Below are 25,614 nucleotides of genomic sequence, written 5' to 3' on the forward strand. Positions count from 1 at the left end.
TCAGCGAAGACTGCAGACGAAAGCGCGCGAGGGATGAGCACTGGACTGGAGCGAAACGGAGTGAAGCGGAGGGAAGCGCGGAATCGGCTGGGGAGGGCGTGGTGCGGGGCGGTGCGGTGGCGGTTCCAGTGCCATCGGCGCGAGTTCGCCGCTCGTCGCCACCAACAACCGAACCCCTCACTCCAGTCGAAGCAACCACCGACCCAACAACCCAAACCGACCCAACAACACGCAGCCCACTTCCCCAGCACTCCGAAACCACCCACGAGAACACCACGTACCCTCCCCCAAACCAAACTCCTTTGCCCGTCCCTGCCCCAGTCACCGGTAATGGTCTCCACTCTGCAGTTGGTATTCGCCGGCTTCGCCGTCTACTGGGTGGCCGTGCTGGCGGCCAAGCGTGAGGGACTCCTCCCGTCGTACGTCTCTACACAGGGGCCGATCCTGCTCATCCACACGAAGCGGGGGCGGGAGTTCCTCAACTGGGCCGCCGGGCCACGCCGGTTCTGGCGGGCCTGGGCGAACGTCGGTGTCGGTATCGCGCTGGTCGTGATGTTCGGCGCGTTCGTCTTCCTGCTCGATGCCGCACTCTCGACGATTCAGAACCCGCCACCGCCGACGGCGGTGAACCAGCCGAAGAACGTGCTCGTCATCCCCGGCGTGAACGACTTCCTGCCGCTCTCGGTGGCACCCGAGATCCTGTTCGGCCTGGGCGTGGGCCTCATCGTCCACGAGGGCGGCCACGGCCTGCTCTGCCGGGTCGAGAACATCGACATCGAGTCGATGGGTATCGGGCTGCTCGCCATCCTCCCCATCGCGGCGTTCGTCGAACCGAACGAGAACTCCCGCCGGAAGGCATCGCGGGGCGGCCAGACCCGGATGTTCGCCGCGGGCGTGACGAACAACTTCGCCATCACCATCGTCGCCTTCGCCCTGCTGTTCGGGCCGGTCGCGGGCTCCATCGCGGTCGCGGACGGGGCGCTGCTGGGCGGCGTCGCAGCGGGCTCACCCGCCGACCAGGCCGGACTCTCCGGCGGCGACCGCATCACCGCGGTCGACGGGACCGCGGTCGAGAACAACTCCCACCTCACGGAGCTGCTCGACGCGACCGACGAGAAGACCGTCCAGATAACGGTCAACGGTGAGGAGACGCGGACGCTCGAACGGGCCGTCCTGGTCCGCGAAGCGCTGGCGAACGGGCCGACCGGGCTCGACGCCGAGGCCACCATCCGGACGGTGAACGGCACGTCGGTCGATACGGTCTCGGAGTTCCACGCGGCCCTCGGCGAGTCGCCCGGCCCGGTGACCGTCGAGGCGACCACTGGCGACGGCGAGGACGTGACCACCACGTTCGTCGCGGGTGCGTACGTCCGCATCGCCGAGGACGGTGCCTTCGCCGCGGCGGGCCCCGAACCAGACACGAACCTCATCGTGACCGAGTTCGCCGGCCAGCGGACCGTCACCTGGACGGACCTCTCGGAGGCCATCGAGACCACCGAGCCGGGCCAGACGGTCGAGATCGTCGCCTACGACGACGGCCAGCGCCAGACCTACCAGGTCGAGATGGGGAACCGTGACGGCAACCCGCAACTCGGCGTGTTCGCGACCTCCTTCGGCACGGCCGGGCTCGACGTGACCGACCTCGGCGTGCAGTTCTACCCGGCCGACCGCTACCTCGCCATCCTGGGCGGGGGCGACCAGGCCAGCCTGAACGCGTTCGCCTCGTCGTTCTTCGGCAAGATGCTGTTCGTGCTCATCCTGCCGGTCGTCGGCGTCGTCGCGGGCAGTACCGGGACGCTCCCGTACAACTTCGCGGGCTTCACCGGCGAGATAACGAACTTCTACGTCGCCACGGGGCCACTGGGCTTCCTCGGCGGCGGCGTGTTCCTGCTCGCCAACCTGCTGTTCTGGACCGGCTGGATCAACATCCAGCTCGGCTTCTTCAACTGCATCCCGGCGTTCCCGCTCGACGGCGGGCACATCCTGCGGACCTCGACCGAGGCCGTCATGTCCCGGCTTCCCATCCAGGCGACGCGCCGCCGGGTCCGGATGGTCACGACGACGGTCGGGCTCACCATGCTGGTGAGCTTCCTCGTGCTCATCCTCGGGCCGCAGCTGTTCGGGTGACGGTCGAGGTCTCGAAAACAGGCAGCAGTTCGTTCCGTTTCGCGGTCTCGTCGACTCAGTCCTCGTCGTCCTGGTCGATGTCGTGGCGCTCGTAGAACTCCTCGGGCGTGTCCTCGATTCTATCGAAGTCGTCGCTGAAGTAGTGCTCGTGGTGGCGGATCATCTGCTCGACGATCCAGCCCGAGAACTCGTCGTCGAAGCGCCACTCGCCGTCGAGTTCGGGGACCGAGAACCGGTCGTCGGTCGCGAAGGCGACGTAGACGTGGTAGAAGCCGAGGATGACGTCGGCGAACTCGCGAGCCTTCGTCGCGCTGTCTTCCCGTCGGTCGGCGAGTTCGTCGCGGCCCGCCTCGGTCAGCTCGAAGTACTTGCGGTCGGGTTCGTCCTCGCGCTCGATACGCTGAGCCCAGCCCTTGTCCTCGAACTTGTAGAGGATGGGGTACACCGAGCCGTAGGAGGGCTCCCAGTGGCCGCCGCTGATGTCACGGATTTCCTTGAGTATCTCGTACCCGTATCGCGGTTTCTCTTCTAAGAGTTCCAGCACGAGATACGCGATGAGTCCTTTCGGCGGGCCGCTTTTCCGCATCGCGTGAGGCTTTCCTCGGTGGTAGTAATAGGGTTTCGATACCCGCGAGGGGTTGCCCGCATCGCGGACGACGAACCAACACGTCCTTACTCTCGGTCTCCCAAGCCGACGATATGGAGCGACGCGAACCTCCGATGACGGAGGAGGGCTGGTACGCACTGCACGACTTCCGAACCGTCGACTGGGACGCGTGGCGCAACGCCCCCGAGCGCGAACGCGAACGGGCCCTCGCCGACGCCCGGTCGTTCTTCGACGCGCATTCGAGCCCCGAGGTGGGTGGCACGGCGGTCTTCACCATCATCGGGCACAAGGCGGACCTGCTGGTCCTGCACCTGCGCGAGTCGATGAGCGACCTCGACCGGCTCGAACGGAGCTTCGAGAACACGGCGTTCGCGGAGTACACCGAGCAGTCGAGTTCGTACGTCTCCGTCACGGAGGCCTCGGGCTACACCGAGCGCGCCCGGGAGTACTTCGAGGGCGAGATGGACGAGGACTCCGGGCTGGCGCAGTACATCGAGTCGCGCCTCCACCCGGACATCCCGGACATGGAGTACGTCTCGTTCTACCCGATGGACAAGCGTCGCACGCCCGAGGACAACTGGTACGACCTGTCCCACGACGAGCGCGCCGAGCACATGGCGAGCCACGGGGAGATCGGCCGCGACTACGCCGGCAAGGTCACCCAGATGATCACCTCCAGCGTGGGCTTCGACGACCACGAGTGGGGCGTCACCCTCTGGAGCGACGAGCCGACCGAGATCAAGGACCTGCTGTACGAGATGCGCTTCGACCCCTCCAGCAGCCGGTTCGCCGAGTTCGGCACCTTCTACTTCGGTCGCCGGTTCGAGCCCGAAGACCTCGACGCCTTCATGGCCGGCGAGGCGGTCCCGGCCGACGAAGGGCATCCCCACGGCGACGCCGCCGGGCACCCGCACGGGGCGTCCGACCACGGCGAGAGCGGACACGCTCACGGTGAGGGCGGCCACCCGCACGGCGAAGGCGGCCACGGCGACGACTCGGGCCGCCCGCCGACCGACCACGGCGCGGAGGTCCGCGAGGAACTCGAGGACCGCGGCGTCTACGGCGGCCAACCCCACGGCGAGGACGTGTACGCGGTCGTCCTCTACTCCGAGGCCGACACCGACGAGCTGTTCGACGAGGTCGACGGCCTGCGCAAGAACTTCGACCACTACGACTCCCACGTCAAGACCGCGGTGTACGAGAGCGACGGCGACTCCCCGGCCGCCATCGCGAGCGTCTGGGAGACCGAATCGGCGGCGGACACCGCCAGTGGATTCCTCACCGACCTCCCCGGTATCGTCCGGCAGGCCGGCGACGACGCCGACAGCGACACCTGGGGCACGATGGGGATGTTCTACACCGTCAAGCCCGAGAAGCGCGAGGATTTCGTCGAGAAGTTCGGCGTCGTCGGCGAGGTGCTCGAGGACATGGACGGTCACATCCAGACCGACCTGCTCGCGAACCGCGAGGACGAGGACGACATGTTCATCGCCTCGCGCTGGGAGTCCCAGGAGGACGCGATGGCGTTCTTCCGCTCGGACGCCTTCTCGGACACGGTCGACTGGGGCCGAGACGTGCTCGCGGACCGCCCGCGACACGTGTTCCTCGCCTGAATCGGCCGGGCGGGACCGCGACAGCAGTTTTCGAAGAACAGGGCGCTCCCGTCGACACTGTACGCTGCGCTATCTCTGTATGCTGCGCTATCTCTGTATGCTGCACTATCTTCTGTACGCTGCGCTATCTTCTGTACGCTGAAGAAACCGCGTGGAGAGCCGAAGCGACAGCCAACGGAGACTCGCTGCAGATGGGGGAAAGGAGCGGTTGCTGAAAGAGAGGTCACGAAGCAACGCGACGACCTCGTTTCGTCGCGCCTGTCGCGTGCCCTCACCTGCCAGGGCCGCGGGGGGCTTGCGGCCCGACACGGCAGATGGCCCCGACCCGTCGGTGTGGGGGGTAGCCGACAGGTCGGGACGATGCACCGTGTCGCACACGAGTGCGAGCGGAACCGATGCATTTCGACACGGAGTCGAGACGGAATCGGAGTTCTTCCGCACGCCATGTGCCCGACCGGGAGTGATACCAGCGCACTGTGCCCCGAGTCCCGGTCAGTGGCGAACGTCGTTGCACGCTTCTCACGGCGAGCTGGACGCTCCCGCGAGAAGGGCGTATATAAGTAGTGCTTCGGAGGGTATAGCTAATCGCTCGTTTCCTATTTAAGCGACACGCTTGTCTATCCCGGCGGTTTCTATGTCCTCCCCGCCGACAGACGAGCGGAGCACGTCCATCCCGTCGTCGCGGTCGACGCCGAACCCGTCGGCGTAGAGGTCCTGCACGCGCTCGAACTCCTCGTCCGAGAGCGGCGGGACGTCACTGGCGGCTGCCCACTCATCGATGTCCTCGCGAGTGCGGAACGTCGGCGTGATGGTCGCCACAGAATCGTGATACAGCAGCCACTGGAGGCTCGCCTGGGACATGGTTCGCTCGCCGTCGCGTTCGAGGAACCGGACCGTGTCGAGCTTGTCCCAGCCCGTCTCGTACCAGGCGTCCGGCCGGTACGAGCGGTGGTCGTCCTCGGCCAGTTCCGTGTCACGGGTGACCTGTTCGTTCAGGACGCCCGAGGAGTGCGGGACGCGGGGGATGAGGCTCGTGTTCGAGCCGGTCTCCGCGATGGTGTCGAGGAAGTGCCCGCCGACCTCCTGTTCGAGCATGTTCCAGACGAGCTGGAGGGAGTCGAACTCCTCGGTGATGGCCTTGTCGCCCTCGGCCAGCCAGCCGATGGAGGGGCCGAGCGCCCAGCCGACGGCGTTCACGAGGCCCTCCTCTTTCAGTTCGTCGAGGGTCTCCAGGACGTCGGCGTCGACCTCGTCGACGTTGGCGTTGTGGAGCTGGAGCACGTCGATGGTGTCGAAGCCGAGACGGTCGAGGCTGCGCTCGGTCGCGGTTCGGATCCACTCGGGTGTGATCTCCTTGGGGAGTTCGCCGTGGCCAGCCTGGGGGTTGTTGTAGAAGTCGTAGCCGACCTTCGTGGCGACGACGACCTCGTCCCGGCGGTCGCCCAGCGCCTCACCGATGAGTTCCTCGCTCCGACCGTGGCCGTACACGTCGCCGGTGTCGAAGTAGGTGATACCCTGGTCGAGGGCGTAGCGGACCATCTCCTTGGCCTGCTCTTCTGTCCGGTCGCCCCACCAGTCGGTGCCGACGACCCACGCGCCGAACCCGATCTCTGAGACCTCGAGTCCGGAATCGCCGAGTTCGCGATAGTGCATATCCCCGGGTTAGGAACCGGGATACTTAGCGGGTGTGCTTCGTTCTCGACCACTGAGAAAGAATCAGCCGGGAATCGGGTCCGCTCGCGGACCGCCGCGGCCGCGAATGACGGGAGAGAAGCAACGCTTTTCATTCGGTACCGAGTTAAAAACTGGCAATGGACGGAATTCCGGTTCGCGTCGCGTGTCTCTACGTGGCCGAGCTGACCAGCGAACAGCGGGCCGCCTACGACTGGTGTGCCGAGACGGCTGCACGGGCGGACCGCATCTCGCTGGACGTGGTCGCGGACGGCGCGGTCGACCTCGCGGCGTACGACGCCGTCTGGTGGCACCGTGACCGCCCGCTGGACGGTGCAGACGTGCGAGCCGCCGGCGAACCCCTGTCGGCCTACGTCGAGAACGGTGGTGGCCTCCTGCTCAGTCTGCGCGCCATGGCCGCCGTCGACCAGCTGGGCATCGACCCGGTCGCCCCCGACGCCACCGGCGTCGACGACATCACCGGCCGGGCTGGCATGTTGCGCCGGTCGCTGCACGACGACCATCCGGCGTTCGAGACGTTCGAGGGGCGACGCTTCTTCACTCGCGCCCCCGACCGCGAACAGGCGTTCGCCCGGTACGAGCGCGTTGTCCCGGATTCGGGCGACGTGCTGGCGTGCTCGGTCCGGGGCGACGCCGACCTCGTCGGCCACCGCACCCTCGTCGAGTGGACGCCGGGCGCGGGCCAGGTCATCGGGGCTGGCTCCGCGCTCGGCTTCCGCGACCCCGGCGACTACGAGGACGCCATGCGCCACGAGCAGTTCGTGCGCAACCTGCTCGCGACGCTTTCGAGTTCCCGAACCCGGGGCGTGACCGGCCGCCCCGCGACGACGGAGGGCTTCACCCAGCTACGCGAGCACCTCGCCGACGACCACCACCGGCCCGCGTACCACCTCTCGCCACCCGCGAACTGGCTGAACGACCCGAACGGGCTCATCCAGTACGACGGCGCGTACCACGTCTTCTACCAGTACAACCCGAGTGGGCCGTTCCACGGCTCCATCCACTGGGGCCACGCCGTCAGCGAGGACCTGGTGAACTGGCGGGACGAACCGGTCGCGCTGGCACCCACCCCTGGGGGCCCGGACCACGACGGCTGCTGGTCCGGCTGTGCGGTCGTCGACGACGACGGAACCCCGACACTGCTCTACACCGGTGGTGAAGGGCACGTGCAGTTACCGTGTCTGGCCACCAGCGACGACGACCTCCAGTCGTGGACGAAACACCACGACAACCCCATCATCGAGGAGGCACCCACCGACATCGACATCCTCTCGACCGACGACTGGGAGGCCGAGTTCCGCGACCACTGCGTCTGGCGCGAAAACGGGTACTGGTACCAACTCATCGGCTCGGGCGTCACCGAGGTCGGCGGCACCGCCCTGCTGTACCGCGGTGAGACCCTCCGCGAGTGGGAGTACGTCGGCCCCCTCCTGACGGGCGAGGACGGCCACGGCACCGTCTGGGAGTGCCCGGAACTGCTGGACTTCGGCGAGAAACAGCTCCTGCACGTCTCGAACTACGACGAGGTCCGGTACTTCCTCGGCGAGGCCGACCTCGACACGCCCGGATTCTCCGTCGAGTACGAGGGCAAACTCGACCACGGCGCGTTCTACGCCCCGCAGTCGCTCTCGACCGACGACGGCCGGGAACTCACCTTCGGCTGGCTGCCCGAGGCCCGCGGCATGGAAGCCCAGTGGGAGGCCGGCTGGTCCGGGCTCATGTCCCTCCCCCGCGAACTCGATCTGGGCGACGACGGCCGCCTCCGCCAGCGCCCCGCCGCCGAGCTGGCCACACTCCGCGAGCGTCACGCCGAATCGCGCGAACTCGGGCTCCCGACTGACGCGCATCGTCGGCTCGACCTGGAGGGCGCGGCCGAACTCCAGCTCTCGGTCGACGTCTCTCCGGGTGGTACCTTCGAACTCGGCGTCTGCGAGTCACCCGCCCTCTCGGAACGCACCGCCATCCGCTACGACGGCGAGTCCGTCGTCGTGGACCGGTCACACAGCAGCCAGAACCCCGCCGCCGACCCCGGTGAGCAGCACATGCCGGTCGACGACGACGGCCAGGTCGACCTCACCGTGTTCGTCGACGGGAGCGTCGTCGAGATATTCGCGAACGAGCACCGCTGCCTGACGACCCGGGTGTACCCGACCCGCGCGGACGCGACCGGAGCCTCGATTCGAGCCCTCGGCGGGCCCGTCGACGTCGACATCGAGGGCTGGGAGCTCGAAAGCGTGTGGCCAGCTGGGCGGTGAAGGCGGGAGAAACGGCTGTTTTCTGGGTTTTTTCACGAGCACTCTGGCGCGCGCTGGCGAGTGTGCCGAGCGAAAGCGAGGCTGCGAGCCAGAGCCGCGCGAGGGATGAGAAGCACAGCGAAACGGAGTGGAGCGAGCATCGAAATCGGCTGGGGAGGGTGTGGTGCGGGGTGGTGCTGTGCGGGGCGGTTTCCACTGCCACCAGCGCGAGTCACCTGCTCGTCCTCACCAGACCCAGTTCGCCAGCAGCGGGGAAGAGTCAGTTCTCAGCGACCCCGCAAACACGACTCACCGGTACGAGTACCCAGATTCCTCCTCGCGAGTCCCGTATCGCTCCGCGAACTCCACAGGCGGCAGTTCCTCGTCCTCGGTCGGGAGGTGCCCATGGTCCAGCACACCGCGAAGCCACGTCTCCCCATCGCCGAACCCTAACCGCACCGTCGGCGCGAGCGTCCCGCCGAAGCGGCGCATCTGCTCGTTCTCGGGCAGCAGGGCCACGTCGTCCAGCGACGGCCGGTCGAAGTCGTAGTAGTTGAAGAAGCTCGTCACCAGCAGCTCGTCGCGGTGCTGGTACACCATCCACGAGTACGCCTGGAAGGGGGCGTTCGCGGGATTCGTCAAGACCAGCCCGGAGCCGTTCAGGGGCTCGTACTCCCCACGAAGGTCGTCCGCGACGAAGCCGTAGAGGGCGTCGTACCCGGAGAGGCCGGGCGCGAACGTGTGGACGTGGCTCGCGGTGAACAGGTAGTACTGGCCGTCGTCGACCACGATGTGGGGGCGCTCCAGTTCCTGGTTGACTCCCACGGCGTCGAGGAGGGGTCCCTGCAGATTCCAGTCGGTCGGGTCGCCGGTCGGGGAGTGGGCGATACCGATGCTGCCGTTGAACTCCTGCTGGGCCGCATCGCCGCCGCAGGCGTCGGAGCCCTCGGGGACGGGCGTGTTCGCCTCGAACAGGAGGTACGTCTCGCCGTCGGCGGGGTCCTCGAAGAACCACGGGTCGCGGAAGGTGTAGATCATCCCGCGGGACTGGTCCTCCGTCTCGTACCACTCGCCGTCGGGTTCGGCGAGAATCTCGTGCTCCCACGGGCCCTGGAGGCTGAGGCCCTGGCCGCTCGTCTCGACGGTCCCACCAGAGGCGCAGGCGAGGCGCTGGGTGTAGGTCAGTTCGTCCTCGCCGGACTCGCCGGCCGCGGTGTAGTAGAGGTAGCAGGTTCCGTCGTCGTCCAGCATCGCGGAGCCGGCCCACTGGCGCGAGCCGAACGCCTCGTCGGGCTCGACGGCGACGCCGCCGCGGTTCCACTGCTCGCCGTCCTTCGAGTAGTAGTACCGGATGGTCGCCACGTCGTGGCGCTTGCCGGGGAGCAACTCCGCCGAGGCGGAGAGACAGAAGATGACGCGGTAGCCACCGGGGGTGGCGATGCTGCCGTCGCGCTCGCGCAGGAGCCACGTGTCCCAGATGTGGTTCTCGGAATCCGTGGTGCTCGCCGGCGGGTAGATGATGGGTGCGGTCGCGTCGTCACGCCGAGTGATGGTCGCGGCCTGGTCGCGGGTCCAGGCGGGCGTCGCGGACCCGGGCGTCTGCTCGGTCATACGCGGAGTACTCGTCTCCGAGTGAATAGACGTACTCATTTTCGGCACGTCCCGCGTCGCCTCGTCGGGCTCCGTGTCGGTCTCGTCCCGGTCGCGACACACGGTCGGTGTCGCGGAGTCGGGCGTCTCGTCGCTCATGGGAATACAACTCACTTCTGAGTGAATAGCTATTGCCCTTCCCGGCAAGTACCGCACCGGAGTTGTCGAGTCGCACACGGTCGGGTCCCGGCAACACTGCCCGGGTGGTACAGAGTTCGCACAACCGAACCACCATATGTGTCCGTGACGAAAGACCGCCCATGACGAAGCGTCACGTCTCGTTGCCGGACAGTGCGGAGGCCGGCGTCCGAGCGTTCATCGAGGAGGTAGACGAACGGCTCTCCTCCGACGAGAGCACCTGTAGCGTGGTCGAGGATGTGCTCGTCGACCTCCACGGCGACCGCGACGCCTACGAGCGCTGGAAGAACGGCGAGGACGTCTCCGCGGCCGAGCAGGTCCGCCTGCAGGGGTACGACCCGTGCAACACCACCCTCGAATCGGAGTACTACGCCGAGAAGGACGAGGAGGCGTTCAAGCGCTCGAAGCACCTCCAGTGGCTCTGGCGGCAGTTCGACGCCACACCGATGGCCGACAACGTCGAGTTCGCGCTCCGCTTCCGCCAGATGCTCGCCGAACACCTCTTCGAGGACGTGGGTGAGAACTGCCGCTTCTTCAAGGGCATCTCGTTCACCTACGGCCACAACATCACCATCGGCGACAACGTGGTCATCCACGACGACGTCCACCTCGACGACCGCGGCAAGCTCACCATCGGCGACCGCTGTTCCATCTCCGACGGCGTCCACGTCTACAGCCACGACCACGACGTCGTCGACCAGACCGCCGTCGAGAACTTCCACACCATCGTCGAGGACGACGTGCGCCTGACCTTCGACGTGATGGTCCGTGCCGGCTGCAAGGTCGGCGAGAACGCCGTCGTCGGCGCTCGCGGCGTCGTCCAGCACGACATCCCCGCCCACCACATCGCCGTCGGCCAACCCGCCAAGAGCGTGAAGATCAAGCCCGGCTGGGAGGACGAGGCCGAACCGCTGGAGGACGCCGGTGTCAACCGCCAGGACGAGCGGAAGCTCCCGTACGACCTCCCGGACGACTTCGAGGCGTTCGACGAGTTCGGACGCGACCTGTCGCCCCGGAAGTAACAGATTTTTACCCGGTCGGGCCGAATCGCATGACCATGCGACGCCGCCGGCTGCTCTCCACCCTCGCCGCCCTCCCCACCGTCGCCGGCGCGGGCTGTCTGACGCTCGACGACGACGACGAGCCGACGCCCACGACGGACGAGCCCGACCCCGTCCGGCTCGAACGCGTCAGGATGCGCCTCGACACACCGTGGGGGGCCGCCTTCCACCCGCGCACCGGCGAACTCTACCTCACGGAGCGCCCCGGCCGCATCCAGCGGGCGACCGGCCGTGACGCCGGCCTCGTCCGCGACCTGACCGACGAGACCGTCGAGCGCGGCGAGACCGGCCTGCTCGGGCTAGCGTTCGACCCCGTCGACCCGAGCCGGGCGTTCGCCTACCAGACGTACCAGCGAAAGTCGGGGCTGTGGAACCGCGTCCTCGAACTCGCCGTCGACCGCGACTTCGCCGTCAGCGGCGTGCTCTTCGACAAGATACCGGCCGCGAGAGTCAACAACGGTGGCCGACTCGCGGTCGGCCCGGAGAACGCACTCTACGTGACGACCGGCGACGCCGACGACCCGGAATCGGCACAGGACACCGACTCGCTCGCGGGCAAGGTGCTCCGGTTCACCCGCGACGGCGAGCCCCACCCGGACAACCCGTTCGGGAACGCGGTGTACAGCTACGGCCACCACAACCCGCTCGGCATCACGTTCGTCAGCGGCGAGTGCTACGTCTGTGACCACGGACTCGACGGGGACGACGAACTCAACCACGTCCGGGCGGGCGAGAACTACGGCTGGCCGGTCGTCGCCGGGAACACGCGGGCAGAGCGGTTCGTCGACCCGCTGGTGACCTGGGACGCACAGCTCACGCCCGCGAGCGTCACCTACTACCGCGGCGGTATCGAGCGCTGGCGAGACAGTTTCTTCCTCGGGTCACTCACCGGCGAGCACCTCCGTCGGGTCGTCGTCGAAGGCGACGGGGCCACGGCACAGGACACGTTCTTCAGCGACCTCGGTCGCATCCGGACGACGTTCACCGGCCCCGACGGCCATCTCTACCTCACGACGAGCGACCAGGACGGTGAGGGCGACCCTGAACCGACTGACGACGCCGTGTTCAGGGTCCTGCCGCCGTAAACCGCGAGGAAAGATCGGTTCGCTGACTCAGCGTAGCCGGGCCACGCCGAAGAGCGCGAGGTCGAACACGAGGACGAGCGACAGCACCGCCCCCAGCGTCGCCGCGGCGAACTCCTCGAACGACACCCAGCCGGGGAAGACGAACCGTGCCCAGGCCACGTAGGTGCCGACCTGCTTCTCGACACCGTCACCTTCGACCTTGCTCGTCAGGTTCTCCCCGGTCGCATCGACGCCACCTTCCTCGGGGCCGCCGAGTCGGTCGGCCGCGTACGGCATCTGTATGCCGCCGTACTGCCAGACGACCTCGCCCTCGGTGTTGAGCTCGATGACGCGGTTGTTGAACGTGTCCACGATGAGCGTGTTGCCGTTCTCCAATCGGTCCGCGTCGCGCGGCCAGAGGATGCCCTGGCTGTACTCCCAGACCTTCTCGCCGCTCTCGACGTCGTACTCGACGACGCGGTCGTTCTCGCTGTCCGCGACGAGGACCGTCCCGTTCAGCCGCATCGGGTTGTGCTGTTCGTAGAGCTGGTCGTGCTCGCCGGGCGTACCGACGACGCTCACCACGTCCTTCGTGGTCCGGTTCACCTCGATTACCACGTCGAAGTTCCGGATGGACATCTGGAAGTTCCCGTTCTGGAGCAGGTCGATGTCGTTCATGTGGGTCCAGTCCTTCTCGGGGCCGGTGTACTCGGGACTGTCGTACTGCTGGTCGAACTCGGTGCCTTCACCGAGGTGCTCCCGAGCGTGCCACTCCCAGGTGATGTCGCCCTGCTGGTCGACCGTGAACGCGCGGTTGTTCCCCATGTCGATGATGGCGGTCTCGCCGTTCGGCAGCCGGTCGGCGTCGTGGACCTCGTGGTTGTGGACGAACACGTCGTACCACGAGTGGTTCCACACCTCTTCTTTCGTCTCGTAGTCGAGTTCGACGACGCGGTTGTGGACACAGCCGCCCTCGGCGAACTCTTCGGGACACGCACTCGATGGCCGTTTCGTCGCTACGGAGGCGAGGATGTTCCCGTTCTCGAGCATCTCGACGTCGAACACCCGGGAGTTGTCGGGCTCGTACTCCCAGATCACCTCACCGTTGGGCGTCACCTCGATGGCGCGACCCTCGTACGCGTCGCCGTAGCTCTGGATGCCGATGAGCGTGTTACCGGCGTGCTGTTCGAGGACCGATGCCGTCTCGTTCGTCGTGTTCTGTTCGGTCGCCATCGGCGTGGCGGCGGCCGCAGGCGCACCGAAGGCGGCCTGCAAGCCGAGATACGCCGTGACGAGGAGGAGGAGCGCGGAAACTGCGAGCATCCGGGACCGTCGTTCCATATCCGAGCCTGCAGGTGACGGTGCCTAACTCTGACGGAATTCGGTGCACCTGAGAGGCAAGTACCAACAGTAAAGTAGCGTGCTACGCTATACCACGGTATGGCAGAGGTCTGGGACTGGGCTATCGGCTACCTGCTCGTGTTCGCAGCGCTGCAGCTGGCGGTCTACATCTACTACCGGCGACAGACCGACAGCGGGCCGTCGCGCGCCGTCCCCGAGGGCGACGGCATCGGTTTCGAGGAGCGAGCGGCGAGCGCGCCCGCGACCCGCCGACGCGAGCCCACCGGTGACAGCCGCCACTGTCCACACTGCGGCACCCCGAACGAACTCGACCCGACGTTCCGGTACTGCCGGTACTGCGCCGGCGACCTCTCTGGCACATAGGCGTTTCGGCCGTTACAGTCCCCCTATTAGCCGTTTCGGCCGGTCTTGGCCAGCAAACATATACCCACCCGCGCAGAAGCCAGTATCGAGTCGAATGAACACGACCGATACCGAAGCAGAGCGCTACGTCGGCCGCGAGACTGTCAACGGCCTCATCATCTACGACCGAGAGAACCTCGACGCCTGGATCGAATCCGATACGACAGTCGCCGTCGCGCAGTCCGACTACCGCTCCTCGCCGTCCCAGTAATCGACGGCCGCATCACGGGGGTAGTAGCCATCCACGGTCCGGGCCGCCGAATCACCGCCCGGAGGGGCACCGGCGAAGATGCCGAGTTTTCCAGAGTCCGGATACACCGTCACGTCAGGTTCCTGCATCGTCGACACACACAGGTAGCGAAGCGGCTCCTCGCCCGTGTTGACGACGCGATGGCCACCCTCCTCGCCCGTCGGTAACGCCACGAAATCACCCCGTTCCAGTGCATGCTCCCCATCAGCGGTTCGGAGCGTCCCCGCCCCCGCGAGCACGTAGATGGCCTCCTCGTTCGCAGTGTGGTAGTGGAACGGCCACGAACGCGCTCCAGCCGGGAGTTCGTACAGGCTCGCTCCCAGCTGCTCGGCCCCGGCTGCTCCACCGAGTTGCTTGCGCCGAAAGCGCGTCTCGCCCTTCTCCAGTTCGTCCCACTCCAGGTCTGCCTCGTTGACGTGTCCGACCATGGCCGACGCTACGAATCCAGTTCTCCTGATACTTTCGCGTCCGATACCCGCCGCTGGTCGATGCGAGAACGAGTCACCAGCGTGAGTATCGACCGTTACCCCTCACAGAGATATTCGTCCGGGTCGACGTGCAGGTCCTCGTGGTCGATGGTATCCCATTCGCCCGCGACCGTCGCCCTGACCATCGTGAAGTCGTTGTCACAGTACCCCCTCGCCAGCTGGGGCCATCGTTCGACGATAGCCTCGCTGTCGTAGTGGATGCCCAGCAGTGCCTCCTCGTGTGTGTCGTAGAACGTCCCGAGCGTGGTCTCGAACGATGCCCCACTGTCGTGTTGTACGTTGTAGCTCACAGGTTCCCAACTCCCAACTCATCAATCGGCCAGTAGAATCATAGCTAATAGTATGTTATCGAACCGGTAGTTCCGCTGTAACCCGGCGACGAGACGGCGTAGGGTGAGACTACTATCGCTAGCCGTCGGCGGGTTTGCACGTCGTGGTGACACGATGTGGGTTTAGAGGGGCCGAACGGCCGGTCCGGTTCGCGCACCGCTGTCCGTGTGACCGTCGCAGAAGTGCACCGGCAGGGAGTTCACCGAGCGCCGCGAGGTGAACGTCGGGCGGGAAGACCGAAGGGATGCACCGGCCGGGAATCGAACCCGGACTATTAGCTTGGGAAGCTAATGTCCTACCATTGGACCACCGGTGCTCGCTGGCGTTGTGACGCTGTACTGCACTATTGCCGACCTGGCTTTTTAAAGACATCGAATACTGACGGTGGGCGAGCGCCGAAGACCGCTGGACAGCGCTACAGTGTCACCGCAGGCACCGGGATGATACTCGCCCGAAGCCGGTGGTGTCGTCGAACCAGCGGCCCACATCCGTAAGAGAGACTATCGAGCCAGATAGCTGGACGAACGTCCAGCCTCCGACCCCATCGAGCAACGTATTAACGGATGGGGATGCAAGGCTCGCCTAATGTTGAACCTTCGCTTCTCGGAGGAAGAGCTGGCCGCCCAGCGTGACCACATCGTCTCGTTCATCCAGGACACAGTCGCGGCTGCCGGCGCAGACGGGGCCGTCCTCGGGCTCTCGGGCGGTGTCGACAGCACGACCACGGCGTATCTGGCCGTCGAGGCGCTCGGGAAAGAGAACGTCCGCGGGCTGGTGCTGCCGGCGGCGGTCTCCAGCGATGCGAACATGAGCGACGCCGAGCGCGTCGCGGAGACGCTGGACATCGAGTACGACACCATCGAGATCGGCCCCATCGTCGACGAACTGGTCGACGCGATTCCGGATGCAGACGGGTCGACCGTCGCGGTGGGCAACGCCCGGGCACGCCTGCGCGGGGTCGTCAACTACTACGTCGCCAACGAGGAGAACCGCATCGTCCTCGGGACCGGGAACAAGGCCGAGGCGCTGACGGGCTACTTCACGAAGTACGGCGACCAGGCGGTCGACTGCAACCCCATCGGGAACCTCTACAAGCAGCAGGTCCGCCAGCTCGCGGCGTACATGGGTGCGGCAGACGACCTCGCGGAGAAGGAGGCGACCGCGGAGCTGTGGGAGGACCAGACCGATGCACAGGAGATGGGCGTGGACTACGACACGGTCGACGCGGTCATCGCGCTCCACATCGAGGGCGGCGCGTCGACCAGCGCGACCGCGCGCGAACTCGGTATCCCGGAAGAAGACGTCGAGACGGTCCGCGGGCTGTACGAGGTCAGCGAGCACAAGCGTCACATGCCGCCCGCGCCGTCCGAGCTCCGGCTCTGAGCGAGCTGTCGACACGCGAAAAGAATCGCCGATTCGGCGACCGGCTTCCTATTCGTCGACTGGATTCTCCGCGACCACCCGCACGTCGTCACCGTTCTTGAGCACGTAGCTCTCCGGGTTGACGGCCTGCCCGTTCACCTCGTAGACGACCGTCGACCCCTGACCCGCCCGGTAGACGTCGTCGCCGAAGGCGAGGCCGTTCTCGGTCACGCCCATCCCCAGGGACTCCAGCGCGTACTCCAGCGTGACGCCCTGCCCGTGGACGTGCCACTGGCTCCCGTCACCGTTCTCGTAGTGGAAGTAGTCGTCCTGGAGCTGGTACTTGCTCTGGCTGAAATCGAGCGACTGGCCGTCGATGGTCACCGTCATCCCCCCGTGCTGGTGGACTGTTCCGAGGCTGGCGGGCTGACGGACACTGTCGCCGACGAGGGCGTTCGTCGCGCCGGCGCTGGACCCGCCGCTGAGGCTCACCAGCAAGCCACCCACGATGAGTGCGAAGACGACGCCCGCGGCCCCCAGCGCGAGGGTGCTGGTCGGGATGCCCTCGTCGTCGTCGAGTTCGGCGACACGTCGCTGTTCGATACGCCCCAGGTCGTCCGGGTGCTCGTCGCGGAGGTGGCGGAGGTAGGCCCCCTCGGCGTCGAACGAATCCCCACAGTGATCGCAGTCGTGCACACGCGCACTGGAGGGCCGGACCGAAATCAATGCTTCCCTGCTACGTCGGTACCCCCGGTGCCCAGGCCGTTACCGGCCTATTTCGTCGGCGTGCTCGACGACGAGGTCCGCGAACACCTCGGCCTCGCGGGCCTCCTGCACCACCCGGTCGGCACCGTCGCGCATCCGCCGTTTCAGTGCCGAGACGGTGTCGGGGTCGTTCGCGGCGACCTCCTCGGCCACCGCCCGGGGGTCCTCGACCACCCGCGACACGAGTCCCATCCGGTTCGCCTCCTCGGCGTCGACCACCCGACCCGACAGCGCGAGGTCCATCGCGTCGCCCTCGCCGAGGACGCGGGGGAGCCTGACGGTGCCGCCCCAGGCCCCGAACAGCCCGAGATTCACGCCCGTCTCCGCGAACGTCGCCTCGGGCGTCGCGATCCGGATGTCACACGCCAGCGCGAGTTCGACCCCGCCGCCGCGAGCCGGGCCGTCGATGCCTGCCACGACGACGTTCTCGGCGGTCTCGAGCGTCCGTGCAGTTCGCTGGCCCTGCCGCGCGAACGCCCTCGCGTCATCGTGGTCGAGCGACGCGACCACGTCGAAGTCCGCCCCCGCGGAGAACGCGCCCCCCGCGCCGGTCAGGTAGACCACCGGTGTCTCGGCTGCCTTGACGGCGGCCGCCAGGTCGTCCAGTCCGGCCCGCGTCAACGCGTTCCGCCGCGACGGCCGGTCCATCGTAACCGTCGTCACGTCCCCCGCAACCTCCGTCTGAATCATGTCCGTGCGTCTGTTGGGTTTTCCAAAGGTCTTTGCCTTTCCCACCGCTAGCGACTGCCAATGGACGAGGCCGCTACGTGCCGCCGTGCCGCCATCGAGGCCATCCGGGACATCTATCCGGACCGCCTCCGGGACGACCTGGAGGCGCGCCTCGAGTCGGCGTCGATGGCACCAGGAGTGCTGACGATTCGCTGTGCGCGCGCCTGCGACGACGCCGTCGACCCCGCGTCCGTCGCCGAGCGGGCCGCCGGGGTCCAGCTCATCTACGACGGGCTCCGGCTCACCCGGACGCTGGCCCACGAGGAACCCTGGACCGACAGCGATGACCACACCCAGCCCAACCTCGACTCGCTCGCCGCCACCGTCCTCGTTTCCCGCGGTTTCTACCTCCTCGCGCGAACCGACGCCGCCAGCAAGGCCGTCGCCACCGTCCGCCGGTTCGGTCGCGACCAGACCGGCCGCCGCGCACCCGACGCCGACACCGCCGCGCTCGACATCACCCTCGAACGCGACGTGTTCGAACTCGCCGCCACCGCCGGCGTCACCGCCGTCGACGCCACCCCCACGACCGAGCTGTTCGCACAGGTCGACGACCTCGCCGTCGCCGCCGGTATCGGGCTCCCCGACGCCGCGGCGTCACTCCCGGCACACACGGACCTCCAGACCGGCGCGACCGCCGGTGACGCGGCCGGCGCTGACGATCATGTCCGCCAGCCGGCGACGGATTCGTGACGACGAATCGAAGCCCTTAAAGATACGAGCGGGCAACCATGAAATGCGCCGAACGCGACACGGTGCCTGGGTAGCTTAGCGGTAAAGCGCGTCCTTGGTAAGGACGAGAGCCCGGGTTCAAATCCCGGCCTAGGCTTTTTCTGAAACTCACATCCCGAGCGATAGCGATGGGGCCGTGATGAGTGAAAAGCCGGACCCGAGTTCGAACAGCGAGCAACGTTTCGACCTGTGAGTGAGCTCAAATCCCGACCGGTACGCCGCACTTCTCTCTCCATCTACACCTCGAAACGGCGAGAATCTCGCTTATACTCGCAGCCCGCCTACAGTGTGTCACAGAGGCACACATGCTACGCCACACCCGACAACGCATCAAGGGTGGGCTCCTCGCGACGGTCGGCTTCATCCTCTCACCGCTCTCGTGGTGGAACGACCTGCTGGTGAACGTCCCGCTGGCGTACGCGTTCGCGACGGTCGTCGCCCTGTTGGTCCACGGGTCGTTCGTGCCTGCACTGGTCGTCGGCTACTGGCTGACGAACGTTCTCGGGTTCGTGCTGTTGCAACAGGGCACCACCAGCGTCGTCACCGGGGAGAACGAGCCGTACACGAGAAAGCGACTCACCCGCGATCTCCTGCTGTCGGTCGGGTACACGGTCCTCATCCTGGTGCTCGTCGAGGCCGGGGTTCTCACGTTCCCCGAGGGGGTGTTGCCCTGACCTTCGGGACGCGACTGGCCCACTCTGCCAGCGTTTTCAGTTCTTCTCTTCTCCTGTTACAAACGGGTGTGACTGCCTGAAGACACAACCACACCTGCTGTACTGCATCTCGATACGCAATCGAATCAGTTGAGAGAAATACACGTGTCCGATTAGATAGGTACGTTTATTATGCGCCCCTTTGGCATGCTAGCCGATGTTTGACGAACAAAGTAATCACACTTTACCATCCATGGACCGGCGCGAGTTCGTGGGTGGAGTGGCGTCGCTGGTCGCGGCGTCGGCGTTCTCGCTGACGGTCGCCGACGAGACGGCCGCAAAGGTCACGACGGGGAACGACGCAGCCACACAGACGGTCACGTCGCCGGACGGGACCGTCGCGGTGACGGTTGACGTGGCGGACGGGGTACCGAGCTACAGCGTGAGCCACGGCGGGGAGACGGTCGTCGCCGACTCACGGCTGGGCTTCGCATTCCAGGACCAGCCCGCCTTCGGCGAGGGCATCGCGGTGACCGGCAGTGAGCGCGCCACCGAGGACACCACCTGGACGCCCGTCTGGGACCAGTACGACGAGATTCGCGAGCAGTACGAGGAGCTTCGACTTGGGCTGGTCGAGGAGACCGCACCGGGCCGCCACCTCACGCTGGAGGTCCGGGCCTTCGACGACGGCGTCGGCTTCCGGTACGTCTTCCCCGAGGAGAGCGGGTTCGGCGAGTTCGTCGTCACGGACGAACGGACCGAGTTCGCGTTCACCGACGACCACACGAGCTGGTGGGTCGAGAACGACTTCAACAGCTACGAGTACGCCTACAAGGAGACGCCCCTGAGCGAGGTCGGCTCGGGGACACCCTACGAGGGCGCACACACGCCCATCACGATGGAGACGGCGGGCGGGCGCTACCTGAGCGTCCACGAGGCGAACCTGGTCGACTACGCCGCGATGGCGGTCGAACCGGTCGCCGAGGGCTCGACCACCGTCCAGTCCACGCTGGCACCGATGCCCGACGGGACGAAGGTGTCGGCGGCGGCCCCGCACCGGACGCCCTGGCGCACGATACAGATAGGCGAGCGCCCGGGCGACCTCGTCGAGTCGAGCCTCGTCCTGAACCTGAACGACCCCATGGACCCCGAGGAGTTCCCGCAGGGGACCGACTGGATCCAGCCCCAGAAGTTCCTCGGCGTCTGGTGGCTGATGATAACCGGCCGCGCGGACTGGGAGTACACCGGGCCGGAGAGCGGCAACCACGGGGCCCAGACCGACCGGATGAAGCGCTACATGGACTTCGCCAGCGAGCACGGCATCGAGAGCGTGCTCGTCGAGGGGTGGAACGAGGGCTGGGACTCCTACCCCGGCGACGGGAGCACGATGGACTTCGACGACACGTACCCCGACTTCGACATCGAGGCGGTGTGCGACCACGGCGAACAGCTCGACCCGCCGGTCGCGATGACGGCCCACAACGAAACCGCCGGCAACGTCTCGAACTACGAGGCCCAGCTCGACAACGACCCGAACCCGTTCGCCGACTACGACGACCTCGGCATCAACTCCATCAAGACGGGCTACGTCGCCGACAGCGGCGTCTCCATCGACGGGACGACGTACAACCACCACTGCCAGGCGCTGGTCAACCACCACCGGCTGGTGTACCAGGAAGCCGCGAAGAACCGCCAGATGCTGGAGGTCCACGAGCCCGTCAAACCGACGGGCGAGCGCCGGACCTACCCGAACGTGATGACCCGCGAGGGCGTCCTCGGGCAGGAGTACGACGCCTTCGGCTACATCGACCCCTCGCACCACGTCACGTTCCCGTTCACCCGGATGCTCGGCGGTCCCGTCGAGTACACGCCCGGTATCTTCGACATGGACTCCGGTTCCGGGGGAATCGAGACCACGCGGGCGAAACAGCTCGCGATGTACCCGACCTACCTGAGTGGCCTCCACATGGTCGCGGACCTGCCGAGTTCGTACCTCGCCGATCAGCCCGCCGTCTGCTCCGTCGGCGAGGTCTGCCAGGCCGAGTTCGCCGACAGCGACGGGTTCACCACGAAGGCGCGCTGGGCCGGCGCACAGGGCGGCCGGTACGTCCCGGTCGATCCGAACACGGTCGCCACCGACGCGTCGCTCTCGTGGACCGTCGCGGACGTCCCCGAGACCGGGGAGTACGCGGTCCACCTGCGCTACGCCAGCGACGCCGAGAACAACGCGGTCCCGGCGGACGAACCCCGGACCGCGACCATCGTCGCCAACGGCGACACCACGCAGGTCACCTTCCCACCCACGGCGTACTGGGACGAGTGGGCCACGGTGTCCGCGACGGTCACACTCGAATCGGGCGAGAACGACCTCGCGCTCACGCTGGCCGACGGCGACACCGGCGGCCTGAACCTCGATTCGGTCGCAGTCACAGAGCCTGGCGCATCGATGCCCGAACCGGACACCGACCCGACGCTCGGCCCCACGGTGGACGCCTTCCAGTTCATCGAGGACGTGCCGGCCGCCGGTTGGGACGACACCCGCGTCGTCGACGCCGACATCGGCTCCTACATGGTCACCGCCCGGCAGAAAGACGAGGAGTGGTTCGTCGGCGCGATGACCGACGACAACGGCCGCGCCCTCGACGTTCCCCTCGACTTCCTCGACTCGGCCCCCGGCACGCGCAACGGGCACGACGAGGGCACGGGGAAGGGCCACGGCGGCGACACAGGCAACGGGAACGGCAACGGCCAAGGCAAGCAGAACGGCCAGGGCACGGGCCACACGAAGGGCAAGTACGTCGCCGAAATCTACTCCGACGGCATCGACGCCCGCTTCGACGAGAACCTCACCGACGTGCTCATCGACGAGGCCATCGTCACCGCCGACACGACCCTGCTCGCCTCGACCATCGAGTCCGGCGGGACCGCGGTTCGCATCCGCCCCGCGGACTGGGAAGACGTGGCCGACCTGCCGGAGTACGAGTACCCCGAGCAGGACCTCGACGTGTCCATCCGCGACGAGACGTTCGTCCAGGAGCCCTTCGTCAGCGCCACGGGCTCGAATTCGGGCGACTACATCGGTGGCACGACGGTCGAGCTCGTCGTCGACGGCGAGGTGGCCGCGAGCGCGAACGTCCGCTTCCCGCCGAACTCGACCGACCAGACGTACGAGTTCTCGTACGCCATCGACACGCCCGGCACCTACGACGTGGTCGTCCAGACCACCGACGGGAAGACGCTCGCGAGCGAGACGGTCACGGTCAAACCGCCCGAGACGGTCGCGACCATCAGCGACCCGACCGGCGACGACCACGGCCCCGGCGAGTACACCTACCCGACCGCCGGCGCGTTCCCCGAGGGCGTGTTCGAGCTCACCTCGGTCACGGTCGAGCAGACCCCGAGCATCCACCAGTTCCGCTTCGAGGTCGAGACCCTGAACAACGCGTTCGGGAGCAGCCGCGGCTTCTCGCCACACATGTTCGTCTGCTGGCTCCGCGACCCGAGCAAGTCCGGCGGGTCGACGGCCAGTCTCGACGACCTCGGCGCGAACGTCGGCTTCGCCGACGCGTGGCACTACCGCCTGGAGATCAGTGGCTTCACCAAGAGCGCAATCGACGCGACCGGCGCGGCGCTCACCGACGCCGACGGGAACACCGTCACCGTGCGCGAGAGCGTCGACAACGCGGCGGGAACCGTCACCCTGAGCCTCGACCGCGAGGCCCTCGACGGGGTCGACGCAGCGGACCTGGAACTCGTCGCCATGGTCCAGTCCGAGAACTTCGGCGGGCTCCGGCCCGTCAACGAGACGGCCGGCGGCTACACCTTCGGCGGCGCGAAACCCGGCGCGGTCGACAACGCGCCGTGGATCATGGACCTGGTCACGCCCGACGGCGTGAGCCAGGCCGACGCGCTGGCCTACAGCGACACCGAGCGCGCGACGCTACCGTTCGTCTCGGTGGGCGACGAGTAGGCCGGAGAACTGTCTGTCGTCCCCTTCTTTCAGCAGACCGCCGCGACGGCGTAGTACGTCTCGTTCTGGTAGGCGACGAGTCCGGGACTGCTCCACAGGTCTGGCAGGCTGTCCGACTCGACGCTCCCGTTCTCGAGGGCTTGCTCGAACAGCTCCTGCTCGCGCTCGGAGAGGTCCCTGAACTGCCGGACGGTGTCGGTCTCGTTCCGTTGCTCGGCGGTCGCGGAGTCGATGTAGAGGACGTAGGGACAGTCGGTGCCGTAGGTGACGGTGGTCTGTGGGGTGGTCGTTGGCGGGTCCGTCGTCGGTGTACCCGTGTTCGTGGCCGTGAACCCGCCGAGACAGCCGGCGAGGGCGACGGCCACGACCAGTGCGAGGAGTGGGAGGGCTGGGCGAGCCATACGAGAACTGGACAGCATTCCGGTAAGTCTCTTCTGCAGGGAGCAGCAGGCCGGAGCCAGCAGCCGACCGGCACCACGGTTATCGTGTTTCCGAACCGATACACCCCATGCCACGCGCCCTGCTCGTCGGTGGTACCCGCTTCATCGGTCGCCACACCGTTTCGGAACTGCTCGCACACGACTACACGGTGACCACCTTCTCACGTGGGAAGGCCACGGACCCCTTCGCCGACACCGACGGGGTCAGCAACTACCAGGGCGACCGGAACGACCGCGCCGCCCTCGAAGCCGCCCGCGACGAGGTCGACCCCGACATCGTCATCGACTTCGTCGGGATGTTCCCCGAGCAGATAGCGACCGCGACCGAGGTCTTCGCCGACGTGGATGCGTACGTGTTCGTCTCCTCCGGGTCGGCCTACGGTGAACAGCCGATTCCGATGCGCGAGGACGAGATACCCCTGTGCGAGTGCACGCCCGAACAGGCGACCGACGAATCGATGGCGAGTTACGGGCCCCGGAAAGCCGAGTGCGACCGCGAAGTGTTCGACGCCGCCGACCGTGGGGTGAACGCGATGTCGGTCCGCCCGATGCTGGTGCACGGCCCGCACGACTACACCCAGCGGACCGACTACTGGCTGCACCGGTTGGAGGAATACGACCGGGTGCTCGTGCCCGGCGATGGCGACAGCCTGCTGCACCGGGCCTACGTCGCGGACGTTGGGCGAGCGCTCCGAATCGTCGCCGAACGCGGGGAACCGGGCGAGGCGTACAACGTCGCGGACCGCGAGGCGACGACGCTCGCGGGCTGGCTCGAACTCGCCGCGGAGGCCCTCGACACCGAGGTCAAGTTCGTGTACGCCAGTGAGCGCGAACTCGCCGCGACCGACCTATCTCCCTCGGATTTCCCGCTGTTCACGGACGAACCGATGCTCGTCTCGACCGAGAAGCTGGCCGCCCTCGGCTGGGACTCGACGCCCCTCTCGGATGCCTACGAGACGACCGTCGCGGAGCATCTGGAATCGGAGCGGGACGGGACCGACCTGGGCCCGGCTCGCGAGGCCGAGGAGGCGGCGATCGACGCCCTCGGACCGGTCGAGAGCGACTACGACGGCGGCGTGTCCTCGAAGCCGTCGCGGTCTGGATAGCCACGATCGCTCGGTCGGGGAGTCCAAAAAAACCGGGACACAGCACGGCTTTGTACCTGCCCCGAGTCTCCCCGGTATGGGAACGCTGGCACTCGACATCGAGACCGCGAGTCCACACGGCAAGCCACGCGACTTCGAGAACACCGACTACTTCGAACTCGTGGCGGTCGCCGTGGGCTATGCGGCCTCGCCTGACGACGAGCCCGAGACGGCGGTCTTTCTCAGGGAAGGCGGGTGGGAAGACGAACACACCGCCGACGTGCTGCAGACCGTGCTCGACTGGGTCGGTGACCGCCCAGTCGACCGCACGCTGACCTACCACGGGACCGGCTTCGACGAGATCCACCTGCGGAACTGGGCGAGCGAAGTTGCCGAGTCGGGCGCGTGGCCCGAGGCCGAGGCCGAACTCGACCGGCTCTTTGCGGGCCACGTCGACCTCGCCGTGCACGCGGGAGAGGCCTACCAGGACCGCCTCCGGGGTCGCGCGACCTTCCCCAAGCTGGAGCGGCTCTGTCGCTGGGAGGACATCGACACCGGCGAGGTTCGCTATGCCGAGTACGACTTCCACGACGGCTACCTCGCGGGGATGGGCATCACCGACGAGGTCATGCAGGGGAGACACATCGGTGTGGCGCTCGGCGAAGCCTACGTCGAAGGACTCGAGAACGGCCTCACCGGGACGGCGACGTTCCAGGAACTGGAGCGACTTCTCCGGGACTACGCCACCGGCGACATCGTCCCGCTGTTCGAGCTCGACGCGCTGTTCGGGCACCCCGAGCCGGAGGAGTGAGAGCAGCACACGTGGGGCACACCGCTTTTACCGTCCCCACCCCAAGCGT

At 67.0% G+C, this 25,614-nt stretch carries 22 protein-coding genes and 2 tRNA genes; 14 read left to right on the forward strand and 10 right to left on the reverse strand.

The window, feature by feature from the left end; genetic code table 11:
- The first annotated feature begins 330 nt into the window (after positions 1–330).
- Positions 331–2,127, forward strand: coding sequence for a site-2 protease family protein (locus N6C22_RS00215; RefSeq protein WP_261648517.1), 1,797 nt, complete (start codon positions 331–333; stop codon positions 2,125–2,127).
- A 55-nt stretch (positions 2,128–2,182) separates the two neighbouring features.
- On the opposite strand, the gene N6C22_RS00220 is transcribed toward N6C22_RS00215, so the two are convergent.
- A complete protein-coding gene (locus tag N6C22_RS00220; protein ID WP_261648518.1) occupies positions 2,183–2,713 on the reverse strand; it encodes a PadR family transcriptional regulator in 531 nt (176 codons plus the stop codon).
- A gap of 113 nt (positions 2,714–2,826) precedes the next feature.
- On the opposite strand from N6C22_RS00220, the gene N6C22_RS00225 reads away from it, so the two are divergent.
- Positions 2,827–4,347, forward strand: a complete 1,521-nt coding sequence (locus tag N6C22_RS00225) for a heme-binding protein (RefSeq protein ID WP_261648519.1) — start codon at positions 2,827–2,829, stop codon at positions 4,345–4,347.
- Between the two features lie 600 nt (positions 4,348–4,947).
- Here N6C22_RS00225 and N6C22_RS00230 read toward each other — a convergent pair.
- Positions 4,948–6,000 carry an aldo/keto reductase gene (locus tag N6C22_RS00230; RefSeq protein ID WP_261648520.1) on the reverse strand — a complete coding sequence of 351 codons (1,053 nt, stop codon included), beginning with the start codon at positions 5,998–6,000 and terminating at the stop codon, positions 4,948–4,950.
- 158 nt (positions 6,001–6,158) lie between these two features.
- Here N6C22_RS00230 and N6C22_RS00235 point away from each other — a divergent pair, with 158 nt between their 5' ends.
- A complete protein-coding gene (locus N6C22_RS00235) occupies positions 6,159–8,294 on the forward strand; it encodes a GH32 C-terminal domain-containing protein (protein ID WP_261648522.1) in 2,136 nt (711 codons plus the stop codon).
- A 288-nt stretch (positions 8,295–8,582) separates the two neighbouring features.
- On the opposite strand, the gene N6C22_RS00240 is transcribed toward N6C22_RS00235, so the two are convergent.
- Positions 8,583–9,884 carry a glycoside hydrolase family 68 protein gene (locus tag N6C22_RS00240; RefSeq protein WP_261652522.1) on the reverse strand — a complete coding sequence of 434 codons (1,302 nt, stop codon included), beginning with the start codon at positions 9,882–9,884 and terminating at the stop codon, positions 8,583–8,585.
- Between the two features lie 299 nt (positions 9,885–10,183).
- Here N6C22_RS00240 and N6C22_RS00245 point away from each other — a divergent pair, with 299 nt between their 5' ends.
- The gene (locus tag N6C22_RS00245; protein ID WP_261648524.1) at positions 10,184–11,083 is read left to right on the forward strand and encodes an acyltransferase; all 900 of its coding nucleotides are present in this window, start codon (positions 10,184–10,186) and stop codon (positions 11,081–11,083) included.
- A 35-nt stretch (positions 11,084–11,118) separates the two neighbouring features.
- Positions 11,119–12,207 carry a sorbosone dehydrogenase family protein gene (locus N6C22_RS00250; RefSeq protein WP_261648526.1) on the forward strand — a complete coding sequence of 363 codons (1,089 nt, stop codon included), beginning with the start codon at positions 11,119–11,121 and terminating at the stop codon, positions 12,205–12,207.
- A gap of 27 nt (positions 12,208–12,234) precedes the next feature.
- On the opposite strand, the gene N6C22_RS00255 is transcribed toward N6C22_RS00250, so the two are convergent.
- Entirely contained in the window at positions 12,235–13,527 is a 1,293-nt protein-coding gene (locus N6C22_RS00255) for an aryl-sulfate sulfotransferase (RefSeq protein WP_261648528.1), read from the reverse strand.
- A gap of 99 nt (positions 13,528–13,626) precedes the next feature.
- On the opposite strand from N6C22_RS00255, the gene N6C22_RS00260 reads away from it, so the two are divergent.
- Complete coding sequence (locus N6C22_RS00260; protein WP_261648529.1) at positions 13,627–13,911, forward strand: hypothetical protein; 285 nt, start codon at positions 13,627–13,629, stop codon at positions 13,909–13,911.
- 94 nt (positions 13,912–14,005) lie between these two features.
- On the forward strand, positions 14,006–14,161 hold the full coding sequence (locus tag N6C22_RS00265) for a hypothetical protein (protein ID WP_261648530.1): 156 nt from the start codon (positions 14,006–14,008) through the stop codon (positions 14,159–14,161).
- Here N6C22_RS00265 and N6C22_RS00270 read toward each other — a convergent pair.
- From N6C22_RS00270 to N6C22_RS00280, 3 genes are all read right to left on the reverse strand, one after another.
- Complete coding sequence (locus N6C22_RS00270) at positions 14,137–14,628, reverse strand: cupin domain-containing protein (protein WP_261648531.1); 492 nt, start codon at positions 14,626–14,628, stop codon at positions 14,137–14,139. The two genes, N6C22_RS00265 and N6C22_RS00270, sit on opposite strands and share 25 nt — an antisense overlap.
- 95 nt (positions 14,629–14,723) lie before the next feature.
- Positions 14,724–14,978 carry a hypothetical protein gene (locus N6C22_RS00275; RefSeq protein ID WP_261648532.1) on the reverse strand — a complete coding sequence of 85 codons (255 nt, stop codon included), beginning with the start codon at positions 14,976–14,978 and terminating at the stop codon, positions 14,724–14,726.
- Positions 14,979–15,263: 285 nt separating this feature from the next.
- Positions 15,264–15,334: transfer RNA gene (locus N6C22_RS00280), tRNA-Gly, on the reverse strand.
- Positions 15,335–15,603: 269 nt separating this feature from the next.
- Between N6C22_RS00280 and N6C22_RS00285 the strand changes: the two genes are divergently transcribed.
- Positions 15,604–16,401 (forward strand): NAD+ synthase, encoded by a 798-nt coding sequence (locus N6C22_RS00285; RefSeq protein WP_261648534.1) that lies wholly within the window; start codon positions 15,604–15,606, stop codon positions 16,399–16,401.
- A gap of 48 nt (positions 16,402–16,449) precedes the next feature.
- On the opposite strand, the gene N6C22_RS00290 is transcribed toward N6C22_RS00285, so the two are convergent.
- A complete protein-coding gene (locus tag N6C22_RS00290) occupies positions 16,450–17,076 on the reverse strand; it encodes a hypothetical protein (RefSeq protein WP_261648536.1) in 627 nt (208 codons plus the stop codon).
- A gap of 69 nt (positions 17,077–17,145) precedes the next feature.
- Positions 17,146–17,835: an enoyl-CoA hydratase/isomerase family protein gene (locus N6C22_RS00295; protein WP_261648537.1), complete on the reverse strand. Its 690-nt coding sequence runs from the start codon at positions 17,833–17,835 to the stop codon at positions 17,146–17,148.
- A 60-nt stretch (positions 17,836–17,895) separates the two neighbouring features.
- Here N6C22_RS00295 and N6C22_RS00300 point away from each other — a divergent pair, with 60 nt between their 5' ends.
- From N6C22_RS00300 to N6C22_RS00315, 4 genes are all read left to right on the forward strand, one after another.
- Positions 17,896–18,567, forward strand: a complete 672-nt coding sequence (locus N6C22_RS00300) for a hypothetical protein (RefSeq protein ID WP_261648538.1) — start codon at positions 17,896–17,898, stop codon at positions 18,565–18,567.
- A 64-nt stretch (positions 18,568–18,631) separates the two neighbouring features.
- Positions 18,632–18,703: transfer RNA gene (locus tag N6C22_RS00305), tRNA-Thr, on the forward strand.
- 208 nt (positions 18,704–18,911) lie between these two features.
- Entirely contained in the window at positions 18,912–19,280 is a 369-nt protein-coding gene (locus N6C22_RS00310) for a hypothetical protein (protein WP_261648540.1), read from the forward strand.
- A gap of 196 nt (positions 19,281–19,476) precedes the next feature.
- A complete protein-coding gene (locus N6C22_RS00315) occupies positions 19,477–23,229 on the forward strand; it encodes a glycoside hydrolase family 97 catalytic domain-containing protein (protein ID WP_369684378.1) in 3,753 nt (1,250 codons plus the stop codon).
- A gap of 29 nt (positions 23,230–23,258) precedes the next feature.
- Here N6C22_RS00315 and N6C22_RS00320 read toward each other — a convergent pair whose 3' ends face one another.
- Positions 23,259–23,630, reverse strand: coding sequence for a hypothetical protein (locus tag N6C22_RS00320; protein ID WP_261648542.1), 372 nt, complete (start codon positions 23,628–23,630; stop codon positions 23,259–23,261).
- A gap of 107 nt (positions 23,631–23,737) precedes the next feature.
- Between N6C22_RS00320 and N6C22_RS00325 the strand changes: the two genes are divergently transcribed.
- The gene (locus N6C22_RS00325) at positions 23,738–24,775 is read left to right on the forward strand and encodes an NAD-dependent epimerase/dehydratase family protein (RefSeq protein WP_261648543.1); all 1,038 of its coding nucleotides are present in this window, start codon (positions 23,738–23,740) and stop codon (positions 24,773–24,775) included.
- Positions 24,776–24,851: 76 nt separating this feature from the next.
- A complete protein-coding gene (locus tag N6C22_RS00330; RefSeq protein WP_261648545.1) occupies positions 24,852–25,565 on the forward strand; it encodes a hypothetical protein in 714 nt (237 codons plus the stop codon).
- Positions 25,566–25,614 lie beyond the last annotated feature (49 nt).

The organism is Haloarchaeobius sp. HME9146 (assembly GCF_025399835.1).
Taxonomy (GTDB): Archaea; Halobacteriota; Halobacteria; order Halobacteriales; family Natrialbaceae; genus Haloarchaeobius.

Bases quoted from the DNA above. Each gene is read 5' to 3' on its own strand.
- N6C22_RS00270 (WP_261648531.1), bottom strand. From the start codon at position 14,628: ATGGTCGGACACGTCAACGAGGCAGACCTGGAGTGGGACGAACTGGAG.
- N6C22_RS00330 (WP_261648545.1), top strand. From the start codon at position 24,852: ATGGGAACGCTGGCACTCGACATCGAGACCGCGAGTCCACACGGCAAG.
- N6C22_RS00235 (WP_261648522.1), top strand. From the start codon at position 6,159: ATGGACGGAATTCCGGTTCGCGTCGCGTGTCTCTACGTGGCCGAGCTG.
- N6C22_RS00320 (WP_261648542.1), bottom strand. From the start codon at position 23,630: ATGGCTCGCCCAGCCCTCCCACTCCTCGCACTGGTCGTGGCCGTCGCC.
- N6C22_RS00220 (WP_261648518.1), bottom strand. From the start codon at position 2,713: ATGCGGAAAAGCGGCCCGCCGAAAGGACTCATCGCGTATCTCGTGCTG.
- N6C22_RS00250 (WP_261648526.1), top strand. From the start codon at position 11,119: ATGCGACGCCGCCGGCTGCTCTCCACCCTCGCCGCCCTCCCCACCGTC.
- N6C22_RS00255 (WP_261648528.1), bottom strand. From the start codon at position 13,527: ATGGAACGACGGTCCCGGATGCTCGCAGTTTCCGCGCTCCTCCTCCTC.
- N6C22_RS00230 (WP_261648520.1), bottom strand. From the start codon at position 6,000: ATGCACTATCGCGAACTCGGCGATTCCGGACTCGAGGTCTCAGAGATC.
- N6C22_RS00300 (WP_261648538.1), top strand. From the start codon at position 17,896: ATGGACGAGGCCGCTACGTGCCGCCGTGCCGCCATCGAGGCCATCCGG.
- N6C22_RS00315 (WP_369684378.1), top strand. From the start codon at position 19,477: ATGTTTGACGAACAAAGTAATCACACTTTACCATCCATGGACCGGCGC.
- N6C22_RS00285 (WP_261648534.1), top strand. From the start codon at position 15,604: ATGTTGAACCTTCGCTTCTCGGAGGAAGAGCTGGCCGCCCAGCGTGAC.
- N6C22_RS00265 (WP_261648530.1), top strand. From the start codon at position 14,006: ATGAACACGACCGATACCGAAGCAGAGCGCTACGTCGGCCGCGAGACT.
- N6C22_RS00260 (WP_261648529.1), top strand. From the start codon at position 13,627: ATGGCAGAGGTCTGGGACTGGGCTATCGGCTACCTGCTCGTGTTCGCA.
- N6C22_RS00215 (WP_261648517.1), top strand. From the start codon at position 331: ATGGTCTCCACTCTGCAGTTGGTATTCGCCGGCTTCGCCGTCTACTGG.
- N6C22_RS00325 (WP_261648543.1), top strand. From the start codon at position 23,738: ATGCCACGCGCCCTGCTCGTCGGTGGTACCCGCTTCATCGGTCGCCAC.
- N6C22_RS00240 (WP_261652522.1), bottom strand. From the start codon at position 9,884: ATGACCGAGCAGACGCCCGGGTCCGCGACGCCCGCCTGGACCCGCGAC.
- N6C22_RS00225 (WP_261648519.1), top strand. From the start codon at position 2,827: ATGGAGCGACGCGAACCTCCGATGACGGAGGAGGGCTGGTACGCACTG.
- N6C22_RS00245 (WP_261648524.1), top strand. From the start codon at position 10,184: ATGACGAAGCGTCACGTCTCGTTGCCGGACAGTGCGGAGGCCGGCGTC.
- N6C22_RS00295 (WP_261648537.1), bottom strand. From the start codon at position 17,835: ATGATTCAGACGGAGGTTGCGGGGGACGTGACGACGGTTACGATGGAC.
- N6C22_RS00310 (WP_261648540.1), top strand. From the start codon at position 18,912: ATGCTACGCCACACCCGACAACGCATCAAGGGTGGGCTCCTCGCGACG.